The organism is Streptomyces sp. DSM 42067 (assembly GCF_055792885.1).
The window spans coordinates 4353177-4377848 of sequence record NZ_CM147706.1 but is presented as its reverse complement, the minus strand read 5'-3'; the positions used below and the strand labels follow the sequence as shown (position 1 = coordinate 4377848).

The following is a 24672-nucleotide window of genomic DNA, read 5'->3' as shown; positions in this document are numbered from 1 at the left end:
CGAGGTACGGCGGGGGAAGGCCGCGCTCGTGGGGTGGGCACAATGGCCTGCATGACCTCGCGCGCTCTGACGGTCGGCTTCGACCTCGACATGACCCTGATCGACTCCCGGCCGGGCATCCGCGCGGCGTACCTGGCGCTTTCGGCGCGTACGGACACGTATATCGACGCCGATCTCGCCATCACCCGGCTCGGCCCGCCGCTCGAGGTGGAGCTGGCGCACTGGTTCCCGGAGGACCAGATTCCGGAGATGGCCGATCTCTACCGTGAGATGTACCCCACATACGCGATCACCGGGACGCTGGCGATGCCCGGCGCACGGGAGGCGGTGGACGCCGTGCAGGCGGCGGGCGGCCGCGCCATCGTCGTCACCGCGAAGTACGAGCCCAACGCCAAGCTGCACCTGACGCATCTGCGCATCGACGCCGACGAGGTCATCGGCGACCTGTGGGCCGAGCGGAAGGCGGACGCGCTGCGCGAGCACGGCGCGAGCGTCTACGTAGGCGACCATACTGGTGACGTACTGGGCGCCCGCACCGCGGCTGCGCTGTCCGTCGCGGTCACGACCGGCCCGTGCGACGCGGAGGAACTGCGCGCGGCGGGCGCCGACGTGGTACTCCGTGACCTGACGGAGTTCCCGGCCTGGCTGGCGGACCACTACCGCACCACCAACCCCTGATCCCACGACCGCACCGCCGGTGCGGCCCGCGGTCGCGCCCCGACCGCACAGCGAGCCGGCTGGCGCATGGGCCCCTGTGGACGCACGGGCACCCTGGGGGCCTGGTGCCTCGGGGCAACTGACGCGCCGACCCGCCTGACGTGCCAGCCGGCCTGACGCGCCGACCCGCCTGACGCGCCAGCGAGCCTTGGGCGCCGAGGGCCTACCGCGCCGACACCGACCTGGCCTGTCGGCGCTGTGCCGCGATGGAGCGCAGCACCCCCGCGCCCGCGATCGCGAAGCCCACGCCCATGAGCATGCTCAGGCCGAACATGTACGTCGGAAACGGCTTGGTGCCGAGAAACAGCGGTGCCACTGTGATCAGGGTGGCCACGGCACCGGCGAAGAAGACGATCGCGCCGGCGCGCACCAGCCGGTCACCGGCTCCGGCGGAATTCGGTTGGGTTTTGTCACGCACCGCACCAGGGTAGTTCCCAGCGCATAGGAACAGTCCGGCGACGTCTTGTCACGGACCCCCGGACCGTTAGCCTTGGTGCCGGCGGGTCCCCATGACCCGCTGTACTGCTATCCAGAGCCGTTTTCCCTGCCGCTTTCATCCGAGGAAGGCGGCGCAGACGAGTACGAGGACGAGGACTTCAGGTGCCTACCGGCAAGGTCAAGTGGTTCAACAGCGAGAAGGGCTTCGGCTTCCTCTCCCGCGACGACGGCGGCGACGTCTTCGTTCACTCCTCCGTACTGCCCGCAGGCGTCGACTCACTCAAGCCGGGCCAGCGTGTGGAGTTCGGTGTCGTCGCAGGTCAGCGTGGCGACCAGGCCCTGTCGGTGACGCTGCTCGAGCCGACCCCCTCGGTGGCCGCCGCGCAGCGCCGCAAGCCGGATGAACTGGCGTCGATCGTCCAGGACCTGACTACCCTGCTCGAGAACATCACGCCGATGCTGGAGAAGGGCCGCTACCCCGACAAGGCCTCCGGCAAGAAAATCGCGGGCCTCCTGCGGGCGGTCGCCGACCAGCTGGACGTATAGCTCGGCGTAGAGGCAGACACCCGGCGTTCCCGTACCGGCGAATCGAACGAATGGGATTACGGGAACGCGAGCGCGTCCGGGCCGAGGGGCGGTACGAGTCCCTCGGCCGCCGCGCGTGTGAGGAGCCCGCGGACCGCGGCGTAGCCGTCCTCGCCCAGGTCGGCGGGCCCCTTTTTTCTGCCGCGCTCGCACTGCTTCGCAGGCTTCGGGCGGCTGCGCCGGACTCCGTCCGTCGGACGTGTGTCAGGGGAACGCGAGCGCGTCCGGGCCGAGGGGCGGTACGAGTCCCTCGGCCGCCGCGCGTGTGAGGAGCCCGCGGACCGCGGCGTAGCCGTCCTCGCCCAGTTCGGCGGTGAACTCGTTGACGTACAGCCCGATGTGCTGGTCCGCGACGGCCGGGTCCATCTCCTGGGCGTGCTCCAGGACGTACGGACGCGAGGCCTCCGGGTCGTCCCACGCCATACGGACCGACGTGCGCGCCGACTCGGCGAGCAGCCGCAGCGTCCCGGCGCCCAGCGAGCGCTTGGCGATGATGGCGCCCAGCGGGATCGGCAGGCCGGTCGTGAGCTCCCAGTGCTCGCCCATGTCGGCGAGGGAGTGCAGACCGTAGTTCTGATAGGTGAAACGGGCCTCGTGGATCACAAGACCCGCGTCGACCTTGCCGTCGCGCACCGCGGGCATGATCTCGTGGAACGGCATCACCACGACGTCCCCGACCCCGCCCGGCACGGTGTCCGCGGCCCACAGCCGGAACAGCAGATACGCCGTGGACTTCTCGCTCGGCACGGCGACCGTCTTCCCGCGCAGGTCCGTCCCCGGCTCACGGGTGAGGACGAGGGGCCCGCAGCCGCGGCCGAGCGCGCCGCCGCAGGGCAGCAGGGCGTACTCGTCGAGCACCCAGGGCAGCACGGCGTACGACACCTTCAGCACGTCGAACTCGCCGCGCTCCGCCATGCCGTTGGTGATGTCGATATCGGCGAAGGTGACGTCGAGGGCCGGGGCGCCGGGGACACGGCCGTGCGCCCAGGCGTCGAAGACGAAGGTGTCGTTGGGGCAGGGGGAGTACGCGATCTTCAGGGGGGTTTCGCGGGGCGCGGCGGGCGACTCCGGCCGTTCGCGCCCCGGCTCCGTCGCCGTCTCCTCGCCGGAACCCGTAACCGTCTCGTCGCCGGGACCCGTAACCGTCCCCGGCCCCGTCTTCTCCGTCTCCGTCTGCGGCTGCTCAGTCATGCTTCTTCCAACTCTCCACTACATGCACGGTCTTCCCGAACGCCTCGGTGAGCGCGGCGAGCGCCTCCGGGATGCGCCAGGCGGCGCGGTCGCGCGGACCGACGGGGTTGGAGACCGTGCGGATCTCCAGCACCGGACAGCCGTGTGCGGCCGCTGCTTCGGCGACACCGAACCCCTCCATCGCCTCCGCGACGGCGCCCGGGTGGCAGGCACGCAGCTCGGCGGCGCGCGCGGCCGAGCCGGTCACCGTGGAGACGGTCAGGACGGTGCCCGTCACACCACCGGTGGCAGCGGCCACATCCCGTACGAGTGATCGGGGCGGATGGTGGGTGACGGTGCCGAAACCGAGGCCGGTCACGGGCACGAAGCCGTCGGCGGTCTCGGCGCCGAGGTCCGCGACGGTGATCTCGTCGGCGACGACGACCGAGCCGACGGGGGCGTCGGGCAGGAACCCGCCGCCGATACCGGCGGAAACGACGAGGTCATAGGGCTGCCCGGCGAGCGCGGCAGCGGTGAGGGCCGCCCCGGTGGCGGCGGCCGCGGCGGCAGGGCCCACGCCGGCGGCGAGCAGGTCGTATCGGCTCCCGGCGTCGGCGACAGGGACAGCCGTCGCGGGCGCCGAGGCGGGAGTGACGGCACGTGCGTCGACAAGAGGGGCGACGGCTGCCTCGGCCGGCGGGGCCGGGTGCTCGACGCGGTGCAGGGTCGTCCCGGGGAGCGGCACCTCCCGCGGCGGGGAGGCGAAGGCCCGCGCCACCGCGTCCCGTTCGACGGGGACCGCGGTGGCCACGAGAACCCGCACGGAGGCCGTGGTCAGGCGTCCTTCTTGAGCTTGAACGACCACAGGCCCGTGGCCTTCGAGGCGTCGCCCTCGAGGATGCTCACCGTCGTGGTGGTGCCGCTGGCCCCGTACTGCTGGTTGAAGAACACGCTGCCCGGGATGGTGCGGTACGTCTTCTTGCTGGCGTCGGTCAGTGCCTGGCCGTTCATGAGAATCGTCCAGCCCTTGTCCGCGATCTCCGGGTCCACACCGAAGCGCACGGTCTCGTCGGGGTCGACCTTGATGGTCTCGATGTCCTTGTCCTTCAGGCACTCCTGCAGCTGCGAGGCCTTCAGGGCCTCACCGCCCTCGTAGCAGGAGGCTTCCGAGTGCACCGAGTCGCCGCCGACCGTGATGGTGGCGATCGGCGTCGGCTTGTCGCATGCCGACAGGACGAGAAGTCCGGCGGAGACGGCGCCGATGGCAGCGACGGCGCGACGGCGGTTCGCCGGGCGGTGTTCACTTGCGGCACTGCCGCGGGGCAGGGAGGTCATGGCCGAAGGCTATCCGGGCGCTGTGTGGCCATGCCATGTGGGGGGCGGCGCGCCGCGGGGTCGTGCCACTCGAGGGTGTGGCGGGCGGGAAGACTCCGGCGGCGCGGGCGTGTGCGGGGCCGGACGACTCCGGCGGCGCGGGCGCGTGCGGGCGGCCTCCAGGGCCGGCCCGGGTTGTCTCGGTCAGGCCACCCAGGCCCGTGCCGTGCTGCCGTGCCGGGCCGCCGCCAGCAGGCCGCGTACCGTCGACAGCCAGCCGACGGCGAGGATGCCGGCACCGACGGACAGGCCCAGTACGCCGTTGAGCGGAAGGGCGATGCCGATCGCGCCGCCCACCACCCAGGACATCTGGAGCAGCGTCTCGGAGCGCGCGAACGCCGACGTACGCACCTGCTCGGGCACGTCCCGCTGGATCAGCGCGTCCAGGGACAACTTGGCCAGCGCCTGCGCGAACCCGGCGAACGCGCCGAGGCAGGCGACGAGGAACGCTCCGAAGAACACGGCCGTCATGATCGCCACGCCCAGCACGATCGCGACGACCGTCACGATGATCACCTCCGGCGCCCGGGCCTTCAGCCACGCCCCGACGGCCGTGCCCAGCGCGTTGCCCGTGCCCGCCGCCACGCCCACGATGCCCAGCGACACCGCGGCGCTCTGCCCGGCCATCGGATCCTCACGCAGCAGGAACGCGAGGAAGAAGATGAGGAAGCCGGACAGGCAGCGCAGTGTCGCGTTGGCGGCGAGCGCGTGCGTCACGGCCGGGCCGACGGTACGCAGCCCCGGGCGCCGTCCCGTCGTCCTCAGGTGCGGACCGTGCAGATGCTCCTCGTCCGCGGCCAGCAGCGCCTTGTCCTCGCCCTTCGCCGAGTCGACCTTGGGCGGCAGCGAGAACGACAGGAACATCCCCCCGACGAAGATCACGAACGCGCCGTACAGCGGCCAGCGCGGGCCGATCAGCTGGAGCCCCGCACCGATCGGCGCGGCCACGCCGGTGGCGAGCAGCCCGCCGAGCGTGACGCGCGAGTTCGCCTTGACGAGGGAGAAGCCGGGCGGGAGGAGCCGGGGGACGACGGCGCTGCGCACCACGCCGTACGCCTTGGAGGCGACGAGGACGCCGAGGGCCGCCGGGTACAGCTCCAGGCTTCCCGTCACGACCGCGCCCGAGAGCGTGAGCGCCAGCAGTGCCCGCGCCAGCATGGCGCCGGCCATCGCGGCGCGGCGGCCGTGCGGGATGCGGTCGAGGAGGGGGCCGATGACGGGGGCGAGGAGTGTGAAGGGCGCCATGGTGATGGCGAGGTAGAGCGCGACGCGGCCACGGGCCTCGTCGGTCGGTACGGAGAAGAAGACGGTCGAGGCGAGGGCGACGGTGATCATCACGTCGCCCGCTCCGTTCACACCGTGCAGCTCGATGAGTTTGCCGAGGCCCGATTCGCCCGCTCCATGCGCGTGTGTCGCCTTTCTGATGCCGCGCGCAGTTCCCGTGAACGGCAGATGCAGGGCACGCCCGACCGTGCGGGCGACCCTGCCGACCGGATTCGCCTCGCTCCCCGAGGCGGACGATTTTGCGGCTGCCACCCCGTCATAGTGCCCCGAGGAGCGGGCGGGTAGTGCGGTTACCGCGCGTATGGGTATGGCGCGCAGGGCGGGCCCGCCTTTGCCCGGGTCCCGTTGCGGGCAGCCGTGGCGCAGGCGGCGGAGCCGCAGGGTCCGTACGTCGGTGTGGGCCCAGGGGCCCGGAGAGGGTAGCGTGCGTAGCGCGCAATACAACGGCAGTCCACGGCCGCGCACCCCTCGGTCATCCCGCAGAATGGGTGACGTAGGTGCGCCCGAGGACCACCGGGCGCGGACGTCGACGCGGTCCCCCGGTCCGCTCCGTCCGCATACCGGTGCATCCGCTGCCGTACGGCGCACTCGTGAGACGGCGTAGGAGAGAAGCGATACCTGTGAGCGCAGCGACAACGCGAAGCCGCACCCCTGACCGCCTGTGCGCTGAGGCGGTCGAGCTCGCCCGCGCCGCGGCAGAGGAGACAGCCGCGCCCGGCGTCGTCGGCGAGCATGCCGGGATCGTCGTCGAGGGCGACCGCGTCGTCACACACCTCTTCGAGTGCAAGGAGCCCGGGTACCGGGGCTGGCGCTGGGCCGTCACCGTGGCGCGGGCCTCGCGCGCCAAGATCGTGACGCTGGACGAGACAGTGCTGCTGCCCGGTCCCGACGCGCTGCTGGCCCCGGAGTGGGTGCCGTGGAGCGAGCGGCTGAGGCCAGGGGATCTGGGGCCGGGCGATCTGCTGCCGACCGAGGCGGAGGATCTGCGGCTCGAGCCCGGGTACAGCGGCGAGGACGCGCCGCCGCCGAACTCCGCCGTGTCGGAGGAGATGGCCGACCTCGTCGAGGCCGAGGACGCCGAGGTCACGGCCGGGGCGCCGGCGAACCTGCCGGTCGCGCCGTCACGCGGCTCGATCGCGGCGGTCGCCGAGGAGCTCGGCATGCGGCGGGCGCGGGTGCTCTCGCGGTACGGGCTGCACACGGCGGCCGACCGCTGGGAGGAGTCGTACGGACCGAAGACGCAGATGGCGCAGGCCGCGCCCGCGTCGTGTGTGTCCTGTGGGTTCCTGGTGCCGCTCGCCGGGTCGTTGCGGCAGGCGTTCGGGGTGTGTTCGAACGAGTTCTCGCCGGCCGATGGCCGGGTGGTGTCCCTTGCGTACGGGTGTGGGGCGCACTCCGAGGCCGCGGTCATGCCGAAGCCGCCGCGGCCGGCTCCGCCGGTGCTGGACGAGACGCGGGTGGATGAGATGCCGTTGCGGCCTGCGGCGGATTCGGGGTCTGTGGAGACGGAGGGGCCAGCGGAGGAGTTCGGCCACAGTTAGCCTCCGGCGGCCGCAGTTTTGGGGTGCCCCCGCTTTTTGGGTGCCCCAGCCAGGGCTGGACCACAGTTCCACGGCACCCGCCGTCGTGGGTTGTGCCCACCCGTTCCGCCCCAGGCGGAACGCATGCCCACAACGGTCAGTGGCGCGGCTGCCCACCTGTCCCGTCGCAATGGCTGAACCGGCCACCGGCGGATCGCCGCGTACGTGCCGAAGGGGACGTGGCGGGATGTGCGCCCACACCGGCAGGGTGGCGTACCAGAGCGGACCCGCAGACGCGCACGCGCCGATCCAGCCACCGCCCGGTGGCGAACCACCCACAGCCGGAAGCCCCGGGTGGCGAACCGCCCACCCGGTCGGACGCCGCCGCGCGGTACCTTCGGGCGGCGGCGAACGCGTAACCGCGCCGACGCAGGGAACAGCAAACCGTGCCGGAGGCAAGGAGTGACCACCGTGAGCAAGTTCGTGCGGCCGGCCCCGGAGGGGGCGGATCCGTTCGGGACGGCGCGTCTGCGGCGCGGGGTACTCGACGCATGGGCGGCGAGCCCGGCCCGGTTCCGCGAGGACGCCAACGCCGAGGAGGACCTCGCGCTCGGCGGCTACCGCGACCGCCTCGTCGTGGAGCTGGCGCAGAACGCCGCCGATGCGGCGGCACGCGCGGGCGTCCCCGGGCGGCTCCGCCTCATCCTCCGCGACGGCGTCCTCGCCGCCGCCAACACCGGCGCCCCCCTCGACGCGGCAGGCGCCGAGTCGCTGTCCACGCTGCGCGCCTCCGCGAAGCGGGAGGGGCACGGCGAGGGCAGGACCGCGGCCGTCGGTCGCTTCGGCGTCGGCTTCGCCGCCGTGCTCGCCGTGACCGACGAGCCCGCGGTGGTCGGCCGCCACGGCGGCGTACGGTGGTCGCTCGCCGAGGCCCGGGAGCTGGCCGCCGAGACCGCGCGCCACAGCCCCGGCCTGGGCGACGAGCTGCGCCGCCGCGAGGGCCACGTACCGCTCCTCCGCCTGCCGCTGCCCGCCGAGGGCACCGCCCCGGAGGGATACGACACCGTCGTCATCCTGCCGCTGCGCGACGCGGCAGCCGGAGATCTGGTCGAACGACTGCTCGAGGGCATCGACGACGCCCTCCTGCTGAGCCTCCCCGGGCTCGAGGAGGTCGTCGTCGAGACGCAGGGCGCGGTGGACGGCGTCCGGACGCTGCGGCGGCGCCCGCACCCCGGGGCCGCATCCGACATCGTCATCGACGACAGCCGCGACGGTACGAGCCGGTGGCGCACCGTCAGCCGCCACGGCTCCCTCGACCACGAACTGCTCGCCGACCGCCCGGTCGAGGAGCGGCTGCGTCCGTACTGGTCCGTGACGTGGGCCGTCCCCGTGGACGACGAGGGCGCCCCGCGACGCCCCCGTACCGCCCCGGTCGTGCACGCGCCGACGCCCAGCGACGAACCCCTAGGCGTACCGGCACTGCTGATCGCGTCGCTGCCGTTGGACACGATGCGTCGGCACGCCGCGCCGGGCCCGCTGACCGACTTCCTCGTGCAGCGCGCGGCGGACGCGTACGCCGAACTGCTCGCGTCCTGGCGCCCCTTGAGCACCGGCCTGATCGATCTTGTGCCGGGTCCGCTCGGCAAGGGCGTCCTGGACGGGGCGCTGCGTCAGGCCATCCTCGACCGGCTGCCGCGTACGGCGTTTCTGCCGCCCGCGGTGGAGCGCGAGGGGGCAGAGGCCGCTCCGGCCTGGCCCTTGGAGGGAGCCGAGGCGGCGCAGGCCTGGGCCCGCGGCTCCGAGGCCGCGCCTGCCTGGGCCCCGCAGGGCGAGGCCATGATGTCGGGCGGTACGGCGGCCGCCGGCCCCGTGGCGCTGCGGCCGCGCGAGGCCGAGGTCGTCGAGGGCGCGGGCGCCGACACGGTGCGGGTGCTGGCCGAGGTGCTGCCGAGCCTGCTGCCCGCCGGGCTCGAACGCCGCGTGGAGCTGCGCACGCTGGGCGTCGCCCGCGTTCCGCTGACCGAGGCGATCGACCGGCTCGCCGGTCTGGAACGGGAGCCCGCCTGGTGGCGGCGGCTGTACGACAGCCTGGCCGGCGTCGACCCGGACCGGCTCTCAGGTCTGCCGGTGCCCCTCGCCGACGGCCGTACGACGATCGGGCCCCGGCAGGTGCTGCTGCCGGTGCCGCCGTCCGGCGAGGGCACGGAAACGGGCGAGCCCGCGGAAGAGCCTGCCGCTCCTGCCTCCCTCGCCCGTCTCGGCCTCAAGGTCGCGCACCCCGACGCCGCGCACCCCCTCCTCGAGAAGCTCGGCGCCCTGCCCGCCACACCGCGTGCCGTCCTGACGACACCCCAGGTGCGGGCCGCCGTCGCGGGCTCGCTAGAGGACGACTCCTGGGACGAGGACGCGCTGGACGCGGAGGAGCTCGCGGACCTCGTCCTCGCGCTCGTCCGGGATGCCGGTCTTGAGCCGGGCGACGAGCCCTGGCTCGGGGCGCTCGCGCTGCCCGACGACGAAGGGGAGCTCGCCCCTGCGGGCGAGCTCGTGCTGCCCGGCAGCCCCTTCGCGGGGGTCGTGCGCGAGGGCGAACTGGCCGAGGTGGACGCCGAACTGGCCGAGCGCTGGGGCGAACAGCCGCTCGCCGCCTGCGGGGTCCTCGCGAACTTCGCGCTGGTCCGCGCCACGGACGTGGTCCTCGACCCGGACGAAGTGGAGCCGCGCAGCGGCGACTTCCCCGAGCCCGACGACGCGGGGCTGCTCGACGCCGTCGACGTCTGGTGCGAGGACATCCTCGACAGGCTGCCCGACACTCCCGTACCGCCGGTCGCCACCGAGATCATCGCCGTACGCGATCTCGACCTCGTCGACGACGACCGCTGGCCGCAGGCTCTCGCGCTGCTGTCGCAGCCGCCGCTGCGGGACGCCCTCACGCAGCCGGTGCGCATCCTGCTGCCGGACGGCACCACGGAGACGGTCCGCCCGTACACGGCCTGGTGGCTGCGCGGCCACCCGGTGCTCGACGGCCGCCGCCCGGCCGGTCTGCGGGCCGCGGGCGGGGACCCGCTGCTGGCCGGTCTTTACGACTCGGCGGACGCGACGGGCTTCGACGACGAGCAGGTGCTGCGGGCGCTCGGCGTCCGAACCTCCGTCGCCGCGCTCCTCTCCGAACCCGGCGGCGCGGCCGAGCTCCTCGACCGCCTCGCCGACCCGGAGCGCGACGTCACGTCGGCCCAACTCCACGCGATCTATGGCCTGTTGGCGGACCTCGACCCGGAGCAGGTGACGCTCCCGGACGACCTGCGGGCCGTCGTGGACGGCCGCGTCACGGTCGTCGACGCGGCGGACGCGGTGGTGGCGGACGCCCCGGACCTCCTTCCGCTCACTGCCGGGCTGCCCCTGCTCCCCGTACGCCCGTCGCGCGCCGCCGACCTCGCCGAGCTGTTCCAGGTACGGCGCCTCAGCGAGACGGTGACCGCGGAGGTGGCGGGCGACGGAGTGGTGCATCCGGTCCCGGAGTCGGTCCGGGTGCTGCTGGGACCGTCGACCCCGGCGACGTACACCGAGTACGAGGAACTCGTCGTGGCCGGCACGGAACTGGATTGGCGGCAGGCGCCTGACGGCACGGTCCACGCGGCGACGCTGGAGGGCGTCGCGGCGGGTCTGGCCTGGGCGGCGGGCCAGTGGCCGCGCCGCTTCGAGGTCGCGGCCCTCCTCGAGGACCCGTCGCGCACGGAGGAACTGGCCCGGGACCGCTGGTTCGACTGAGGGCGGGCCCATCAGCCCGTCCGGCGTTTGAGGACGAGGCCGTTCAGGCCGACAAGGGGGTCCGGGGGCGGAGCCCTCGGGGACGGGACGGGTAGGGGCGGCGGGGGCGAAATCCCACCCCGGCGGGGCAAAATCCCCCGGCGGGGCCCGGCCCGTGGCGAGCGAAGCGATGCCCGGCCGGGCCCCGCCGTCCACCCCTACGCCGGGAACCGGCGCCCCACCCACCGCCACAGGAACTCCAGCGCGGCCCCCGCCACCGCCGCGATGGCCACCGCGGCCCACGGCATCGTCGTGCCCACCAGCTTCAGCGCGAAGAAGTGCTGCAGCCAGGGCACGACGAGGACCAGCAGGAACCCGGTGCCCATCGCGGCGACGAGGCCGATCCGCCACCACGTGTAGGGACGCGCGATGATCGCCAGGACCCACATGGCGATCAGGAAGAGCGTGAGGGTCGCCGCGCTCGTCTCGGCGTCCAGCTCGTCGGGCCCGGTGTAGTGGTGCCGCGCCAGCAGGTACGTCGCGAAGGTGGCGGTGGCCGCGAGGATCCCGCCCGGAATCGCGTACCGCATGACGCGTCGTACGAAGTGGGGCTGGGCGCGTTCCTTGTTGGGGGCCAGGGCGAGGAAGAACGCCGGGACGCCGATGGTCAGCGTCGACAGCAGGGTCAGATGCCGCGGCAGGAACGGATATTCGACCTGGGCGCAGACCACCATGATGGCGAGGAGCACCGAGTAGACGGTCTTCACGAGGAAGAGCGTCGCGACGCGCGTGATGTTGCCGATGACCCGGCGGCCCTCCGCGACGACCGAGGGCAGCGTCGCGAAGCTGTTGTTCAGCAGCACGATCTGTGCCACGGCCCGGCTGGCCTCGGAGCCGGAGCCCATGGCGACACCGATGTCGGCGTCCTTCAGCGCCAGGACGTCGTTGACGCCGTCGCCCGTCATCGCGACCGTGTGCCCCCGCGATTGCAGCGCGCCGACCATGTCCCGTTTCTGCTGAGGGGTCACCCGGCCGAAGACGGTGTGGTCGTCGAGGACCTCGGCCATCTCCGGGCGCGCCTGCGGGAGCGCCCGCGCGTCGAGGGTGTTCTCGGCGCCGGGCACGCCCAGTTTCGCGGCGACCGCGCCGACCGACACGGCGTTGTCACCGGAGATCACCTTGGCGCGCACGTCCTGGTCCGCGAAGTAGCGCAGGGTGGCGGCGGCATCCGGCCGCAGCCGCTGTTCCAGTACGACGAGCGCGGTGGGGCGTGCGCCGTGCGTGAGCTCCGGGTCGTCCAGCTCCTTGACGGCGCGGGTCAGGAGCAGCACCCGCAGCCCCTGTTCGTTGAGCTGCTCGGTCTCGGCCAGCGTCGGGTGCCCCTCGGGCAGCAGGACGTCCGGGGCTCCGAGGAGCCAGGAGCTGGACTCGCCGTTGCCCTCGCTGAAGCTGGCCCCGCTGTACTTGCGGGCCGAGGAGAAGGGCAGCGACTCCGTGCAGCGCCACTCGTCGCTGTCCGGATAGGCATCGATGATCGCCTGCAGGCTGGCGTTCGGCCGCGGATCGGACTCGCCCAGGGCGCCGAGGACCTTGCGTACGTACGTGTCGTCCGCGCCGTCCAGCGCGCGCACCTCGGTGACGTCCATGCCGCCCTCGGTCAGCGTGCCCGTCTTGTCCAGGCAGACGATGTCGACGCGGGCGAGCCCTTCGATCGCCGGCAGCTCCTGCACGAGGCACTGTTTTCGGCCAAGCCGGATCACACCGATCGCGAAGGCGACCGAGGTCAGCAGCACCAGTCCCTCGGGCACCATCGGCACGATGCCGCCGACGGTGCGCGCGAGCGCGTCCTTGAAGCCGGAGCCGTGGGCCTCGTCGGCGAGCTGGCTGATGATCAGGCCGAGCGCGGTCGGGATCATCATCCACGTCACGTACTTGAGGATCGTGGAGATACCGGTCCGCAGCTCGGAGTGGACGAGCGTGAAGCGGGACGCCTCTTCCGCGAGCTGCGCGGCGTACGCCTCGCGGCCCACTTTGACCGCGGTGAACGCGCCGCCGCCCGCCACCACGAAGCTGCCCGACATCACCTGGTCGCCGGGGTTCTTGACGACGGGGTCGGCCTCGCCGGTGAGCAGCGACTCGTCGATCTCCAGACCGTCGGCCTCCGCGACGGCACCGTCCACGACGATCTTGTCACCGGGCCCGATCTCGATCAGGTCCCCGAGGACGATCTCGGAGGTGCTGATCTCGGCGGTGACGCCGTCCCGCCGCACCGTCGGCCGCGCTTCGCCGATCAACGCGAGCGAGTCCAGCGTCTTCTTGGCGCGCAGCTCCTGAATGATGCCGATGCCGGTGTTGGCGAGGATCACATAGCCGAACAGGCTGTCCTGGAACGGCGCGACGAACAGCATGATCAGCCACAGCACACCGATGATCGCGTTGAAGCGGGTGAAGACGTTCGCCCGGATGATGTCGACCGTCGAGCGGCTGCTGCGCACCGGAACGTCGTTGACCTCGCCGCGCGCCACCCGCCGGGCGACCTCGGCCGCCGTCAGCCCGGGCGAGGGTTTCCCGCGGGGTATCGGCACGGGGTGCACAGGATCGAGTTCAGCACCCGCATCGATGTGCGTCATGCAAACGACGGTACGGGCGGACCTGCGGCTTCACCCCCCGAACGCCGGGCCGCCTTTGCTGCGGGCGGCCTGCGGCGAGAAAGGGTGGCCCTACTCGGCGGCGTCGCCGGCCTTTCGCGCCACGTCCCGCTTCAACGCCGCATCCCGCTTCCGCACGTACCAGACGCCGATCAGCCCCAGCCCCCCGCCGGCCAGGCACGTCCACAGCCACCAGGTGTGCCCGTGCTCGTCGAACCACCCGTAGAACGGCAGCTGCACCAGGAAGACCAGGAACCACAGGATGGTGCCGCCGGTGATGGTGGCGACCACGGGCCCCTCAAGGGGCTCGGGCGCCTCGTGCCTGGGGGTCCATTTCGCCATGTGCACAGCTTACGAGGGCCCCGATGTCCGGTCCGCCGCCCCCGCTCCGGGCCTCCGCGCGACGCCGGATCCCTTGTGCCACAAGAGGTCTACGCGCGGAGATGGCGATATGGGGCTCATATGTTCATACTGAAACGGTCCGAGTCTGGCTACTTCTAGTCGTATGAAGCTCCAACAGTGACTGCTGAGTGACCGCAGAGGCGCAAAGAAATACCTGTTGTTGACCGTCGACGGCCGGACCCGATCAAGTTCCGTGAATCACCCGCACCCCTGAGGTTCCCGCATGCCCACCTCGGCCACCGCCAAGGCCGCCACTCCGGAGCAGCCGCAGCAGCAGCCTCCGCACAGTGCGCTCGACCGTTACTTCAAGATCTCCGAGCGAGGTTCGAGCATTCCGCGGGAGATCCGCGGCGGGTTCGCCACCTTCTTCGCGATGGCCTACATCATCGTGCTGAACCCGATCATCCTGGGCAGCGCGAAGGACATGTACGGCAACCAGCTGGACAACGCCCAGCTGGTCACGGCGACCGCGGTGACCGCCGCGTTCACGACCCTCCTGATGGGCGTCATCGGCAACGTGCCGATCGCGCTGGCCGCCGGACTCGGCGTCAACACCGTCGTGGCCCTCCAGCTCGCGCCGCGCATGAGCTGGCCGGACGCGATGGGCATGGTGGTCCTCGCCGGCTTCGTCGTGATGCTGCTCGTGGCCACGGGCCTGCGGGAGCGCGTGATGAACGCCGTGCCGTTCGGCCTGCGCAAGGCCATCGCGATCGGTATCGGCCTGTTCATCCTGCTGATCGGCCTCGTGGACGCCGGTTTCGTCACGCGCATGCCGGACGCCGCCCACACCACCGTGCCGCTGCAGCTCGGCGGCGACGGGCACCTGGGCGGCTGGCCGGTTCTCGTCTTCATCGTCGGCGTGCTGCTCACGTTCGCGCTGATCGTGCGCAAGGTGCCGGGTGCGATCCTGATCTCGATCGTCGTGATGACGGTGGCCGCCGCGGTCATCCACGCCGTCGCGGACGTGCCCTCCTGGGGTCTGACCACTCCGGCGTGGCCCGGCAACCCGATCGCGACGCCGGACTTCGGGCTCATCGGCCAGGTCAGCCTCTTCGGCGGCTTCGAGAAGGTCGGCATCCTGACGGGCCTGCTGTTCGTCTTCACCGTGCTGCTGTCGTGTTTCTTCGACGCGATGGGCACGATCATGGGCATCGGTGACGAGGCCAAGCTGACCGACGCGAACGGCAACATGCCGGGCATCAACAAGGTCCTGTTCGTGGACGGCATCGCCGTCGCCGCGGGCGGCGCCAGCTCCTCCTCGGCCACCACCTGCTTCGTCGAGTCCACGGCGGGCGTCGGCGAAGGCGCACGGACCGGCTTCGCGAACGTCGTCACCGGCGCGCTCTTCGCCGTCTCGCTCTTCCTGACCCCGCTGGCCACCATGGTGCCGTCCCAGGCGGCCACCCCCGCGCTGGTCGCGGTGGGCTTCATGATCCTGGCCGGCTCCATCCGGGAGATCGACTGGAGCGATCACACGATCGCGATCGCGGCCTTCGTGACGATGCTGATGATGCCGTTCACGTACTCGATCACGAACGGCATCGGCATGGGCTTCATCACCTTCACGGTTCTCCGCCTGGCCGCGGGCCGCGGCCGCGAGGTGCCCGCCGCGATGTACGTGGTGTCGGCGGTGTTCGCCTTCTACTACCTGATGCCCGCGCTGGGCCTTACGTGACGCAGGCGTAGGGAGTCATTCGGCGGGGCTGCGGGGCCGCCGCGACGCCGGGGTCCCGTAGAACCCCTCGGCGGCCCCGTAGAACCTCTCCGTCTCCTCGACCGCGGACTGGAACCGCTCGTCGAAGTCACTGCGAATGAGCGTCCGGACGACATAGTCCTGGACGCTCATTCCTCTTTTCGCGGCATGCCGGCGGAGCCGCTCGAGCAGCTCACGGTCCAGGCGCAGGCTGAGCACGTCGGTCCCCATGGGGACGAGGGTTGCCCGACCTGACCGGCCCACGCGTCACTTTCGGGAATTGGATCACTCATTTGGGTGATGTCCTGCATGCGGAGTTTGCGCCGGGCGGGTTATGTGCAGCTTCCGGCACCCGTGGGCGAGGCCCACGGGTGCCTCTGGTCCGGTGAGCGCAGTCACGCGCGTCGCGGCCCCGATCGGCGAGAACTTAGCGAGAGTAATGAGGTATCCTAAAGACATGCCGGATCTCACGCATGGCGACGACGCTGCCGCCGTGAACGCACTGCGCTCCTCCGTGATGCGGTTGTCGCGCAGGATCAAGCACCAGCGGGTCGACGAGTCGCTGAGCCCCACCGAGATGTCGGTGCTCGGCACCCTGGCCCGCTGCGGCTCCGCCACGCCGGGCGAGCTCGCCCGCAAGGAGCACGTACAGCCGCCGTCGATGACCCGCATCGTCGCCCTGCTGGAGGCCAAGAGACTGGTCCGTCTGGAGCCGCATCCCGAGGACCGCCGCCAGAAGGTGGTGACGCAGACCGAGCAGGCCGAGGCCATGCTCGAGGAGAGCCGCCGCCGGCGGAACGCGTGGCTGGCGGAACTGGTGGCGGGCCTCGACGAGGACGAGTGGGCGAAGCTGCGCGCCGCCGCCCCGGTCCTGGAGAAGCTGGCCCACCTCTGACGCGCCGCGACGGGGGGCCGGGCGGCTTCCGGCAGTACAGACCGGCTTACGGCATCACACACCGCGCCGAGCACACCAGCCGCGCGTACGAACTGACCGCGAGCGCCACGCGTACGAACTGACCGCGACCGCCAAAGGAGGCGAAACCTTGAGTACGGGAACCGGAGCAGATTCCGCACCCGGACCAACAACCCGCGACTCCCAGCCCGCCACCACCAAGACCAACATGTTCAGCTCGCTGAAGATCCGGAACTACCGGCTCTTCTTCACCGGGCAGGTCATCTCCAACACCGGCACCTGGATGCAGCGCATCGCCCAGGACTGGCTGGTGCTCAGCCTCACCGGCTCGGCCGCCGCCGTCGGTATCACCACGGCGCTGCAGTTCCTGCCGATGCTGCTCTTCGGCCTCTACGGCGGCGTCCTCGTCGACCGCCTGCCCAAGCGGCCGGTCCTGCTGTTCACGCAGAGCGCGATGGGCCTGACGGGCCTCGCCCTCGCGGCCCTCACCCTCAGCGGACACGTCCAGGTCTGGCACGTGTACCTCACGGCCTTCGTCCTCGGCCTCGTCACGGTCGTCGACAATCCGGCCCGTCAGTCGTTCGTGTCCGAGATGGTCGGGCCCGGCCAGCTGCAGAACGCGGTCAGCCTCAACTCGGCGAACTTCCAGTCCGCCCGCCTCGTCGGGCCGGCCGTCGCGGGCGTCCTCATCACCGGCGTCGGTACCGGCTGGGCGTTCCTGCTCAACGGCGTGTCCTTCGTCGCCCCCATCGCCGGTCTTCTCCTGATGCGCGCCCGTGAGCTGCACCAGGTCGAGCGTGCGCCGCGAGGCAAGGGTCAGCTGCGTGAGGGCCTGCGCTATGTCGCGGGCCGGCCGGAGCTGATCTGGCCGATCGTCCTCGTCGGGTTCATCGGCACGTTCGGCTTCAACTTCCCGGTGTGGCTGTCGGCCTTCGCCGACGACGTGTTCCAGGCCGGGGCGGGCGCGTACAGCATGTTCAACATCCTGGTGGCCGCCGGTTCGCTGGCAGGCGCGCTGCTCGCCGCCCGGCGCGGCACGTCGCGGCTGCGGCTGCTGGTCGTCGCGGCGCTGCTCTTCGGTGTCCTGGAGGTGGCGGCCGCCGTGGCCCCGTCCCTGTGGATCTTCTCCGCGCTGCTCGTCCTCATCGGGATGTTCGGCCTGACGGTGAACGTGACGGCCAACTCGTCCGTGCAGATGGCCACGGATCCCGCGATGCGCGGGCGTGTGATGAGCCTGTTCATGATGGTCTTCACGGGTGGTACGCCGCTGGGGGCGCCGCTCGTCGGCTGGGTCACGGACACGTACGGGGCGAGGGTCGGCTTCGCCGCCGGCGGCCTCGTCTCGGCCGCGGCCGCCGTCGCCGTCGGCCTGATCCTGGCGCGGGTGGGCGGCCTGCGCCTCTCGGTGGGCTGGCACCGGGGCCATCCGCATGTGCGGTTCGTACCGCGGGAGCGGCTGGCCACGGCGGCGTGAGATGCCGTGCCGGGCGAGCGCCGAGGGGTGCGGCCCTCGGGGGCCCGCCTGGGCCCCCGGCTGTGCCGCCTGCCGGACCGGGCCTGCCGGGTGAAGTACGGGGTGGGGCACGGTGTGCTGGCTCCTGCGCCGGACGTGCGGTGGCGCAGGCGTGGGACAGACTCTGACCATGAGACTCTTCGCCGCCGTGCTGCCCCCGGACCACGCGTGCCGTGAACTCGCCTCTGCCGTCGACAGGGTGAGGAGCCTGCCCGGCGCCGACGCGCTGCGCTGGACCCCCCGTCCCGGCTGGCACTTCACGCTGGCGTTCTACGGTGAGGTGGCGGAGGAGACGGTCCCCGAGTTGTCGGAGCGGCTGGCCAGGGCCGCTCGTCGCACCGACTCCTTCCCGCTGGCCCTGCACGGCGGCGGCCACTTCGGGGACCGGGCGCTGTGGGCCGGAGCCGAGGGCGACGTGGGCACCATGCGGCTGCTGGCCGAACGGACGGAGGCGGCGGGCCGCAAGGCGGGCATCGAGATGGGCGAGCACCGCCGCTACCATGCGCACCTGTCCATCGCACGCACCCGGCGACCGCACGACCTGCGGCCGTACGTGGCCGAACTGCGCCACTTCGCGGGCAGCGAGTGGACCGTGGACGAGCTGCGTCTGGTGCGGAGCCGGCTGCCCGTGTCAGGGGTGCGCGGTGAGCAGCCGCGCTACGAGACGGTCGCCCGCTGGCCACTCGGAGGGGCCGGTTAACCTCGAGTACGTGGACCCTAAGACCAGGAACCGGATCATGGCCGGTGTGCTCGTGTTGATGTTCGTCGTGGTGGCGCTGTCGGCGGCGGTGGGGAAGTAGACCGGCCGCGCCAAGGCGCGCCGCCCCTGGCCTCTCGGCCAGGGGCGACTGTTGTGCTACCAGGCGAACGCCTCCGGCGGCGGTCCCGGTCCCGGGCTGTGCTGTCCCGGGGGCGGCCGAAAGATCCCCGGCCGAGCAGGGGTCCGGGTGGATGCTGCGGCGGTTACCAGGTGAACGCCTCCGGCGACGGCCCCGGTCCCGGGCTGTGCTGTCCCGGGGGCAACCCCCGGACCCCCGGCCGAGGCGGCGCTCCGGCCGGATGTGACGGTTACCAGGCAAACGCCTCCGGCGACGGCCCCGGTCCCGGGCTGTGCTGTCCCGGGGGCAACCCCCGGACCCCCGGCCGAGGCGGCGCTCCGGCCGGATGTGACGGTTACCAGGCAAACGCCTCCGGCGACGGCCCCGGTCCCGGGCTGTGCTGTCCCGGGGGCAACCCCCGGACCCCCGGCCGAGGCGGCGCTCCGGCCGGATGTGACGGTTACCAGGCAAACGCCTCCGGCGACGGCCCCGGTCCCGGGAAGATCTCGTCCAGGGACGTCAGCACCTCGTCCGACAGTTCCAGTTCCGCGGCGCGGAGCGCCGAGGCGAGCTGGGCCGCCGTGCGTGGGCCGACGATCGGGCCGGTCACGCCGGGGCGGGTGAGCAGCCAGGCGAGTGCCGCCTCGCCGGGCTCGAGGCCGTGCTTGTCGAGCAGGTCCTCGTACGCCTGGACCTTCTCACGTACGGCGGAGTTGGCGAGGGCGTCGGCGGAGCGACCGGACGCGCGCCGACCGCCCTCCGTCTCCTTCTTGATGACGCCGCCGAGCAGCCCGCCGTGCAGCGGGGACCAGGGGATGACCCCGAGGCCGTAGTCCTGCGCGGCCGGGATGACCTCCATCTCGGCGCGGCGCTCGGCGAGGTTGTACAGGCACTGCTCGCTGACGAGCCCGAAGCTGCCGCGCCGGGCGGCGGTCTCGTTGGCCTGGGCGATCTTGTACCCGGGGAAGTTGGAGGACCCCGCGTAGAGGATCTTGCCCTGCTGGACCAGTACGTCGATGGCCTGCCAGATCTCCTCGAAGGGGGTCTGACGGTCGATGTGGTGGAACTGGTAGACGTCGATGTAGTCCGTCTGCAGCCGCTTCAGGCTGGCGTCGACGGCCCGCCGGACGTTGAGGGCGGAGAGCTTGTCATGGTTGGGCCACACGTCGCCGCCGTCGGGCGCCATGTTCCCGTACACCTTGGTGGCGAGGACGACCTTGTCGCGCCGCTCACCGCCCTGGGCGAACCAGTTGCCGATGATCGACTCCGTGCGGCCCTTGTTCTCGCCCCAGCCGTACACGTTGGCGGTGTCGAAGAAGTTGATACCTGCGTCCAGCGCCGCGTCCATGATGGCGTGGCTTTCGGCCTCATCGGTCTGGGGCCCGAAATTCATCGTCCCGAGCACGATCCGGCTGACCTTGAGACCCGTACGTCCGAGCTGCGTGTACTTCATGAGGCTTTAGCCAACGCCGTGGAGTGCGCTCTAGGCAAGGGCGGCAGGTTGTTCGGCCCGGAGCCGGACGTGCCGGCTCAGTCCGCGGTTCCGGCGGGGACGACCCAGGCGGTCGGCTGCCCGGTGACTTCGGCGATCATGTCGTAGTCGCCGTCGTAGTGCAGGACGGTGACGCCGTGACGTTCGGCGGTCGCCGCGATGATCAGGTCGGCGACCGACAGGGCCTTCCAGTTCCCCTTAGCGATGAGGAGTGACTGCACCTCCAGGGCGCGATCCCATGCCTCATCCGGTGTCGGCAGCCAGTCGAAGCCCTGCATCTCGTCACGGATCCGCTCGGCGTCCGCCTTCGATCTGGCGCTGTGCAGTACCTCGAGTTCGACCGCACCGCATACGGCGAGTAGCCCGGCGTTGTGCAGCGGATCGATCACGACCCGCACAGCAGGCTTCGGGTAGCGCGCCAGCGCCGACTTGTCGATCAGGTACCGATCGCTCCGAGTCACGCGGCATCATGCTGGTCGTCCGGCTTCTCCACCGGGCCCGTGAGGTCCGGAAGGCCGCCTTCGGCCAGCCAGTTCAGGAACGAGGCCCGCTTGCGGCGCTTGATCGCGTCCTCGAGGGCCGCGTTCACCGTGGCGACCTTGGTGGTCGTGCCGAAGATCTCGGCCGCCTCGGCCAGTTTCTCGTCGTCGATGTCGATCACTGTGCGAGCCATGTGCGTCTCCTGAGGGCGAGCTGCGGCCATCACGAGCGATGATATCAAATCCCGTGAAAGTCGATATCGGGCCTACGTGCCAGCGTCGTACGGCTCCCCCAGCCCCCACGCCTGGTACATCGCGTCCCCGAACGCCCCCGCCAGCTTGTGCTCCCCGCTCGCGTTCGGGTGCGTCCCGTCGTACGTGTCGAAGTGGATGTCGTACGACTCGGGGACCGAGGCCAGGAGGAGGGGGGAGGCCGGCTCGTCCAGGTCGGCGACGGCCTTCGCCAGGAGTTCGTTGAAGCGGGCGACCTCTGTCGCGAACTCCGCGTCCGATTCTGCGCGTACGTTCGGGATCACCGGCAGCACGACCATGCGTACCCGCGGGTTGGCCAGCCTCGCCTCGGTGACGAAGCGGCGCATGTTCTCCGCCGTCTGCTCGGCGTCCGTGTAGAAGCCGAGGTCTATCAGGCCCAGGGAGACCAGCAGCACGTCCGCCCGTTCGCGCTTCACCGTCTCGCGGATCAGCGGGGCCATGTGCAGCCAGCCCTCGCCCCAGCCGGCGAGGTGGCGGCGGGCGTGCGCCGGGAAGTCCGGGTCCGCGTACTCGTACGACAGGGGCGCGTCCGCGGCCTTGTCGTGCAGCGTCTCGCGCGGCCCGACGATCGCGAACGGGCCGCCGTACGCCCTGCACAGGTGCTGCCACATCCGGTACCGCCAGGTGTGTTCGCCGGCGCTTCCGATCGTCATGGAGTCCCCGACGGGCATGAACCTGAGCATCCGCTCATCATCGTCGATCAATGCCGGGCCGGTGGCGGCCGGCGATGTGAGGCTGGACACGCCCGGTGAACAGCCGGGCGGGGTGGCAGGCTTGAGGGCATGCGATCCCTGCCGCCCCTCGCCGGAGCCGTCCTCCTCGTCGCACTGTCGACGCCCGCCGCCTTCGCCGACGGCGGCGCCGAGGGGTTCACGATCAAGGATCGGCGGATCACCGAGTCCAGCGGCCTCGCCGCCTCGCACCTCCACCCCGGTATCTACTGGACGCACAACGACAGCGACGACGGCGCGTATCTCTACGCGATCGACTCGAAGACCGGGCGGACCGTCGCGACCGTCACCATGACGGGCGTCGGCCGGCCGCGTGACATGGAGGCCATCTCGATAGGGCCCGACGACAACCTCTACGTCGGCGACATAGGCGACAACCTCGGCGGCACCTGGCCGTACGTCTGGATCTACAAGCTTCCCGAGCCCAGGGAACTGCGCGATCAGACGGTCCGCGCCACGCAGTACGTCGTGAAGTACGAGGACGGGCCGCGAGACGCGGAGGCACTGATGGTCCATCCGAAGACCGGGCGGGTGTACATCGCCGACAAGAAGGAGGACGGCGGCTCCCTCTACGAAGGCCCGGCCCGGCTCTCCGCCTCCGGCACGAACGTCTTCAAGCGCGTGGCCGGCACGGATCTCTGGGTGACCGACGGCGCGTTCTCGCCTGACGGCGAGCACCTTGCGCTGCGCGGCTACTTCGGCGGGGTGCTCTACGCGTGGCGCGACGGGAAGCCGGAGCGGGAGGAGCGGCTGAGCGTGCCGCTGCAGGGGCAGGGCGAGTCCATGACCTATACGGCGGACGGCTCCGCCCTGATGTACGGCAGCGAGGGCGCGCAGAGCCCGGTCGAGCCCGTCGAGGTGAAGGAGGAGGGCGGCGCGGCATCCAAGACGCCGTCCACAGGTGGTGGTGCGGACAGCGCGGCCACGGGCAGCGGGCCGGGTTTCGACGCCGACTTCAGGACCGGCGCCATCGCTCTCGCCGTCACCCTGGCCGTCGTCTTCGGCCTGAAGCGGCTGCTGCGGCGGGGCTGAGACGTCCCGGACGCCCCCGAGCGGGTGCCTGAGGTCCCGGTTGTGACCCGGATGCCTGAAGCTCCCGGCAGTGAACCGGATGCCTGATGGTCCGGCAGCGGCCTACGCCTGCTCCGGCTTCTCCCTCTCCGGCCGCACTTCGTAGTGCAGGGTCCGCGTCCGCAGCACCTTGTGCGCCAGCGGCACCAACAGGCCTTGCAGAAACGGGTACTTGCGTCGCAGCAGCCGCGCCGCATGCCGGTCCTCCGCGCTGCCGTGGTCCAGCAGCCGGGTCCGGGCGTGGAGTCCGGGGCCGGTCGGGGTGCCGCGCGCGGTGGACGGGGCGATCTCCACCGCGGGGTTGTTGCGGAGGCGCTTGACCTTCCCGGCCTTGCCGGGGGTGCGGACGTATGCGTGGTCACCCTCGACGGCGATGCTGACGGGGGTGCCGACGCCCGTGCCGTCCTTCCTGTGGCTGGTGAGCAGGACGGCCCACTGATTGACGAACGGGGTGAGTTCTGGGCTCGTACGCGGAGTGCTCATGACTCCATGCAGGCAGTGATCGCCCCGCTTGTCCACCCTTTGGCGCGCTCCGCGACAACTGCTTCCAGCCCGTCCAGGATCCGTCGCAGCCGGAACGCGAAGGGGGCGAAGGAAGGGCGCCCGGCGTTTCGCCGGGCGCCCTTCAGTGTCGTACCGCAGTGATCAGAGCTTCTCGATCACGTAGTCGATGCACTTCGTCAGCGCCTCGATGTCCGACGGCTCGATCGCCGGGAACATCGCGACGCGCAGCTGGTTGCGGCCCAGCTTGCGGTACGGCTCCGTGTCCACGATGCCGTTGGCGCGGAGCACCTTGGCGACCGCGGCGGCGTCGACGTCGTCCGAGAAGTCGATCGTGCCGATGACCTGCGAGCGCTTCGCCGGGTCGGCGACGAACGGGTTGGCGTACTTGACGTCCTCGGCCCAGCCGTAGAGCGTCCGCGCGGAGGTCGCGGTGCGCCGCACCGCCCAGTCCAGGCCGCCCTGGCCGTTGATCCACTCCAGCTGCTCGTTGAGCAGGAACAGCGTGGCGAGGGCCGGGGTGTTGTACGTCTGGTTCTTGCGGGAGTTGTCGATCGCCGTGGGGAGGCTGAAGAACTCCGGGACGTGGCGGCCCGACGCGTGGATGCGCTCGGCGCGCTCGATCGCGGCGGGGGAGAAGACCGCGATCCACAGGCCGCCGTCGGCGGCGAAGGACTTCTGCGGCGCGAAGTAGTAGACGTCGGTCTCGGCGATGTCGACCGGCAGACCGCCCGCGCCGGAGGTGGCGTCCACGAGGACGAGCGAGCCCGCGTCGGCGCCCTCGACCCGCTTGAGGGGCATGGCCACACCGGTCGAGGTCTCGTTGTGCGTGAACGCGTAGACGTCGACGCCAGCCTCGGCGGCCGCCTCGGGGTGCGTGCCGGGGTCGCTGGAGATGACCGTCGGCTCGGCGAGCCACGGGGCCAGCTTCGCGGCCTTGGCGAACTTGGAGCTGAACTCGCCGAAGCTGAGGTGCTGCGACTTGTTCTCGATCAGGCCGTGGGTCGCGATGTCCCAGAACGCGGTCGAGCCGCCGTTGCCGAGGATCACCTCGTAGCCCTCGGGGAGCTGGAAGAGGTCGCGCACACCCTCGCGGACCTTGCCGACCAGGTTCTTGACCGGGGCCTGGCGGTGAGAGGTGCCCATGAGGGACGTGCCGGTGGCGGCCAGGGCGTCCAGCGCCTCCGTGCGCACCTTGGAGGGGCCCGCGCCGAAACGTCCGTCGGCGGGCTTGATGTCAGCGGGAATCTGGATCTCAGCCACGTGGGGAGCCTAGTCGCTCGGTGAAACCTGGCGGAAACGTGTC

23 protein-coding genes and 1 pseudogene are annotated in these 24672 nt (G+C 71.6%); 9 read left to right on the top strand and 15 right to left on the bottom strand.

Annotation, left to right across the window (positions count from 1 at the left end):
* Nucleotides 1–51: 51 nt before the first annotated feature.
* On the top strand, nucleotides 52–678 hold the full coding sequence (locus ACSMXV_RS20090) for an HAD family hydrolase (RefSeq protein ID WP_473172755.1): 627 nt from the start codon (nucleotides 52–54) through the stop codon (nucleotides 676–678).
* Nucleotides 679–880: 202 nt separating this feature from the next.
* Here the strand turns inward: ACSMXV_RS20090 and ACSMXV_RS20085 are convergent, their stop codons facing one another.
* Entirely contained in the window at nucleotides 881–1135 is a 255-nt protein-coding gene (locus tag ACSMXV_RS20085) for a hypothetical protein (protein ID WP_181658163.1), read from the bottom strand.
* Between the two features lie 182 nt (nucleotides 1136–1317).
* Between ACSMXV_RS20085 and ACSMXV_RS20080 the strand changes: the two genes are divergently transcribed.
* Nucleotides 1318–1701, top strand: coding sequence for a cold-shock protein (locus tag ACSMXV_RS20080; RefSeq protein WP_181868159.1), 384 nt, complete (start codon nucleotides 1318–1320; stop codon nucleotides 1699–1701).
* A gap of 56 nt (nucleotides 1702–1757) precedes the next feature.
* On the opposite strand, the pseudogene ACSMXV_RS20075 reads toward ACSMXV_RS20080, so the two are convergent.
* The 5 genes and pseudogenes from ACSMXV_RS20075 to ACSMXV_RS20055 all read right to left on the bottom strand — a co-directional run.
* Nucleotides 1758–1865: pseudogene (locus ACSMXV_RS20075) on the bottom strand (1,4-dihydroxy-6-naphthoate synthase); the annotation flags it as partial.
* A 79-nt stretch (nucleotides 1866–1944) separates the two neighbouring features.
* Nucleotides 1945–2772 carry a 1,4-dihydroxy-6-naphthoate synthase gene (locus tag ACSMXV_RS20070; RefSeq protein ID WP_473179006.1) on the bottom strand — a complete coding sequence of 276 codons (828 nt, stop codon included), beginning with the start codon at nucleotides 2770–2772 and terminating at the stop codon, nucleotides 1945–1947.
* Nucleotides 2773–2923: 151 nt separating this feature from the next.
* Complete coding sequence (locus tag ACSMXV_RS20065) at nucleotides 2924–3733, bottom strand: futalosine hydrolase (RefSeq protein WP_473172754.1); 810 nt, start codon at nucleotides 3731–3733, stop codon at nucleotides 2924–2926.
* A gap of 11 nt (nucleotides 3734–3744) precedes the next feature.
* The gene (locus tag ACSMXV_RS20060; RefSeq protein ID WP_181868157.1) at nucleotides 3745–4245 is read right to left on the bottom strand and encodes a DUF2771 domain-containing protein; all 501 of its coding nucleotides are present in this window, start codon (nucleotides 4243–4245) and stop codon (nucleotides 3745–3747) included.
* Between the two features lie 183 nt (nucleotides 4246–4428).
* Nucleotides 4429–5820, bottom strand: coding sequence for an MFS transporter (locus ACSMXV_RS20055; RefSeq protein ID WP_473172753.1), 1392 nt, complete (start codon nucleotides 5818–5820; stop codon nucleotides 4429–4431).
* A gap of 368 nt (nucleotides 5821–6188) precedes the next feature.
* Here ACSMXV_RS20055 and ACSMXV_RS20050 point away from each other — a divergent pair, with 368 nt between their 5' ends.
* Both ACSMXV_RS20050 and ACSMXV_RS20045 read left to right on the top strand, forming a co-directional pair.
* On the top strand, nucleotides 6189–7109 hold the full coding sequence (locus ACSMXV_RS20050; protein ID WP_473172752.1) for a DUF3027 domain-containing protein: 921 nt from the start codon (nucleotides 6189–6191) through the stop codon (nucleotides 7107–7109).
* 450 nt (nucleotides 7110–7559) lie between these two features.
* Nucleotides 7560–10853, top strand: coding sequence for a sacsin N-terminal ATP-binding-like domain-containing protein (locus ACSMXV_RS20045; protein WP_473172751.1), 3294 nt, complete (start codon nucleotides 7560–7562; stop codon nucleotides 10851–10853).
* A 197-nt stretch (nucleotides 10854–11050) separates the two neighbouring features.
* Here ACSMXV_RS20045 and ACSMXV_RS20040 read toward each other — a convergent pair whose 3' ends face one another.
* Nucleotides 11051–13462, bottom strand: coding sequence for an HAD-IC family P-type ATPase (locus ACSMXV_RS20040; RefSeq protein ID WP_473172750.1), 2412 nt, complete (start codon nucleotides 13460–13462; stop codon nucleotides 11051–11053).
* Nucleotides 13463–13552: 90 nt separating this feature from the next.
* On the bottom strand, nucleotides 13553–13822 hold the full coding sequence (locus tag ACSMXV_RS20035; protein ID WP_473172749.1) for a DUF2530 domain-containing protein: 270 nt from the start codon (nucleotides 13820–13822) through the stop codon (nucleotides 13553–13555).
* 283 nt (nucleotides 13823–14105) lie between these two features.
* Between ACSMXV_RS20035 and ACSMXV_RS20030 the strand changes: the two genes are divergently transcribed.
* Entirely contained in the window at nucleotides 14106–15557 is a 1452-nt protein-coding gene (locus ACSMXV_RS20030; RefSeq protein WP_181868139.1) for an NCS2 family permease, read from the top strand.
* Between the two features lie 15 nt (nucleotides 15558–15572).
* Here ACSMXV_RS20030 and ACSMXV_RS20025 read toward each other — a convergent pair whose 3' ends face one another.
* Nucleotides 15573–15806: a ribbon-helix-helix protein, CopG family gene (locus tag ACSMXV_RS20025; protein WP_473172748.1), complete on the bottom strand. Its 234-nt coding sequence runs from the start codon at nucleotides 15804–15806 to the stop codon at nucleotides 15573–15575.
* A 226-nt stretch (nucleotides 15807–16032) separates the two neighbouring features.
* Here ACSMXV_RS20025 and ACSMXV_RS20020 point away from each other — a divergent pair, with 226 nt between their 5' ends.
* The 3 genes from ACSMXV_RS20020 (at nucleotide 16033) to thpR (ending at nucleotide 18701) form a co-directional block, all read left to right on the top strand.
* On the top strand, nucleotides 16033–16470 hold the full coding sequence (locus ACSMXV_RS20020) for a MarR family winged helix-turn-helix transcriptional regulator (protein WP_473172747.1): 438 nt from the start codon (nucleotides 16033–16035) through the stop codon (nucleotides 16468–16470).
* Between the two features lie 148 nt (nucleotides 16471–16618).
* Nucleotides 16619–17962 (top strand): MFS transporter, encoded by a 1344-nt coding sequence (locus tag ACSMXV_RS20015; protein ID WP_473172746.1) that lies wholly within the window; start codon nucleotides 16619–16621, stop codon nucleotides 17960–17962.
* 169 nt (nucleotides 17963–18131) lie between these two features.
* Nucleotides 18132–18701 carry an RNA 2',3'-cyclic phosphodiesterase gene (gene thpR / locus ACSMXV_RS20010; RefSeq protein ID WP_473172745.1) on the top strand — a complete coding sequence of 190 codons (570 nt, stop codon included), beginning with the start codon at nucleotides 18132–18134 and terminating at the stop codon, nucleotides 18699–18701.
* A 578-nt stretch (nucleotides 18702–19279) separates the two neighbouring features.
* On the opposite strand, the gene ACSMXV_RS20005 is transcribed toward thpR, so the two are convergent.
* From ACSMXV_RS20005 to ACSMXV_RS19990, 4 genes are all read right to left on the bottom strand, one after another.
* On the bottom strand, nucleotides 19280–20272 hold the full coding sequence (locus tag ACSMXV_RS20005) for an aldo/keto reductase (protein ID WP_473172744.1): 993 nt from the start codon (nucleotides 20270–20272) through the stop codon (nucleotides 19280–19282).
* Between the two features lie 77 nt (nucleotides 20273–20349).
* Nucleotides 20350–20772, bottom strand: coding sequence for a PIN domain nuclease (locus ACSMXV_RS20000; RefSeq protein ID WP_181868143.1), 423 nt, complete (start codon nucleotides 20770–20772; stop codon nucleotides 20350–20352).
* Nucleotides 20769–20984 (bottom strand): type II toxin-antitoxin system VapB family antitoxin, encoded by a 216-nt coding sequence (locus tag ACSMXV_RS19995; RefSeq protein WP_181868144.1) that lies wholly within the window; start codon nucleotides 20982–20984, stop codon nucleotides 20769–20771. Before ACSMXV_RS19995 ends, ACSMXV_RS20000 begins: the two co-directional genes overlap by 4 nt.
* A 72-nt stretch (nucleotides 20985–21056) precedes the next feature.
* The gene (locus tag ACSMXV_RS19990; RefSeq protein ID WP_473172743.1) at nucleotides 21057–21746 is read right to left on the bottom strand and encodes an SGNH/GDSL hydrolase family protein; all 690 of its coding nucleotides are present in this window, start codon (nucleotides 21744–21746) and stop codon (nucleotides 21057–21059) included.
* A 99-nt stretch (nucleotides 21747–21845) separates the two neighbouring features.
* Between ACSMXV_RS19990 and ACSMXV_RS19985 the strand changes: the two genes are divergently transcribed.
* Nucleotides 21846–22826, top strand: a complete 981-nt coding sequence (locus ACSMXV_RS19985; RefSeq protein ID WP_473172742.1) for a WD40 repeat domain-containing protein — start codon at nucleotides 21846–21848, stop codon at nucleotides 22824–22826.
* A 102-nt stretch (nucleotides 22827–22928) separates the two neighbouring features.
* Here ACSMXV_RS19985 and ACSMXV_RS19980 read toward each other — a convergent pair whose 3' ends face one another.
* Nucleotides 22929–23348, bottom strand: a complete 420-nt coding sequence (locus tag ACSMXV_RS19980; protein WP_473172741.1) for a PPOX class F420-dependent oxidoreductase — start codon at nucleotides 23346–23348, stop codon at nucleotides 22929–22931.
* Between the two features lie 162 nt (nucleotides 23349–23510).
* Nucleotides 23511–24629 (bottom strand): phosphoserine transaminase, encoded by a 1119-nt coding sequence (gene serC, locus ACSMXV_RS19975; protein WP_473172740.1) that lies wholly within the window; start codon nucleotides 24627–24629, stop codon nucleotides 23511–23513.
* Nucleotides 24630–24672: the final 43 nt, after the last annotated feature.

What these genes read in the sequence shown, in the direction of transcription:
- ACSMXV_RS20090 (WP_473172755.1), top strand. Translation starts at nt 52, where the DNA reads ATGACCTCGCGCGCTCTGACGGTCGGCTTCGACCTCGACATGACCCTG.
- ACSMXV_RS20060 (WP_181868157.1), bottom strand. Translation starts at nt 4,245, where the DNA reads ATGACCTCCCTGCCCCGCGGCAGTGCCGCAAGTGAACACCGCCCGGCG.
- ACSMXV_RS20040 (WP_473172750.1), bottom strand. Translation starts at nt 13,462, where the DNA reads ATGACGCACATCGATGCGGGTGCTGAACTCGATCCTGTGCACCCCGTG.
- ACSMXV_RS20035 (WP_473172749.1), bottom strand. Translation starts at nt 13,822, where the DNA reads ATGGCGAAATGGACCCCCAGGCACGAGGCGCCCGAGCCCCTTGAGGGG.
- ACSMXV_RS20030 (WP_181868139.1), top strand. Translation starts at nt 14,106, where the DNA reads ATGCCCACCTCGGCCACCGCCAAGGCCGCCACTCCGGAGCAGCCGCAG.
- ACSMXV_RS20025 (WP_473172748.1), bottom strand. Translation starts at nt 15,806, where the DNA reads ATGGGGACCGACGTGCTCAGCCTGCGCCTGGACCGTGAGCTGCTCGAG.
- ACSMXV_RS20020 (WP_473172747.1), top strand. Translation starts at nt 16,033, where the DNA reads ATGCCGGATCTCACGCATGGCGACGACGCTGCCGCCGTGAACGCACTG.
- thpR (WP_473172745.1), top strand. Translation starts at nt 18,132, where the DNA reads ATGAGACTCTTCGCCGCCGTGCTGCCCCCGGACCACGCGTGCCGTGAA.
- ACSMXV_RS20005 (WP_473172744.1), bottom strand. Translation starts at nt 20,272, where the DNA reads ATGAAGTACACGCAGCTCGGACGTACGGGTCTCAAGGTCAGCCGGATC.
- ACSMXV_RS19995 (WP_181868144.1), bottom strand. Translation starts at nt 20,984, where the DNA reads ATGGCTCGCACAGTGATCGACATCGACGACGAGAAACTGGCCGAGGCG.
- ACSMXV_RS19990 (WP_473172743.1), bottom strand. Translation starts at nt 21,746, where the DNA reads ATGCTCAGGTTCATGCCCGTCGGGGACTCCATGACGATCGGAAGCGCC.
- ACSMXV_RS19985 (WP_473172742.1), top strand. Translation starts at nt 21,846, where the DNA reads ATGCGATCCCTGCCGCCCCTCGCCGGAGCCGTCCTCCTCGTCGCACTG.
- ACSMXV_RS19980 (WP_473172741.1), bottom strand. Translation starts at nt 23,348, where the DNA reads ATGAGCACTCCGCGTACGAGCCCAGAACTCACCCCGTTCGTCAATCAG.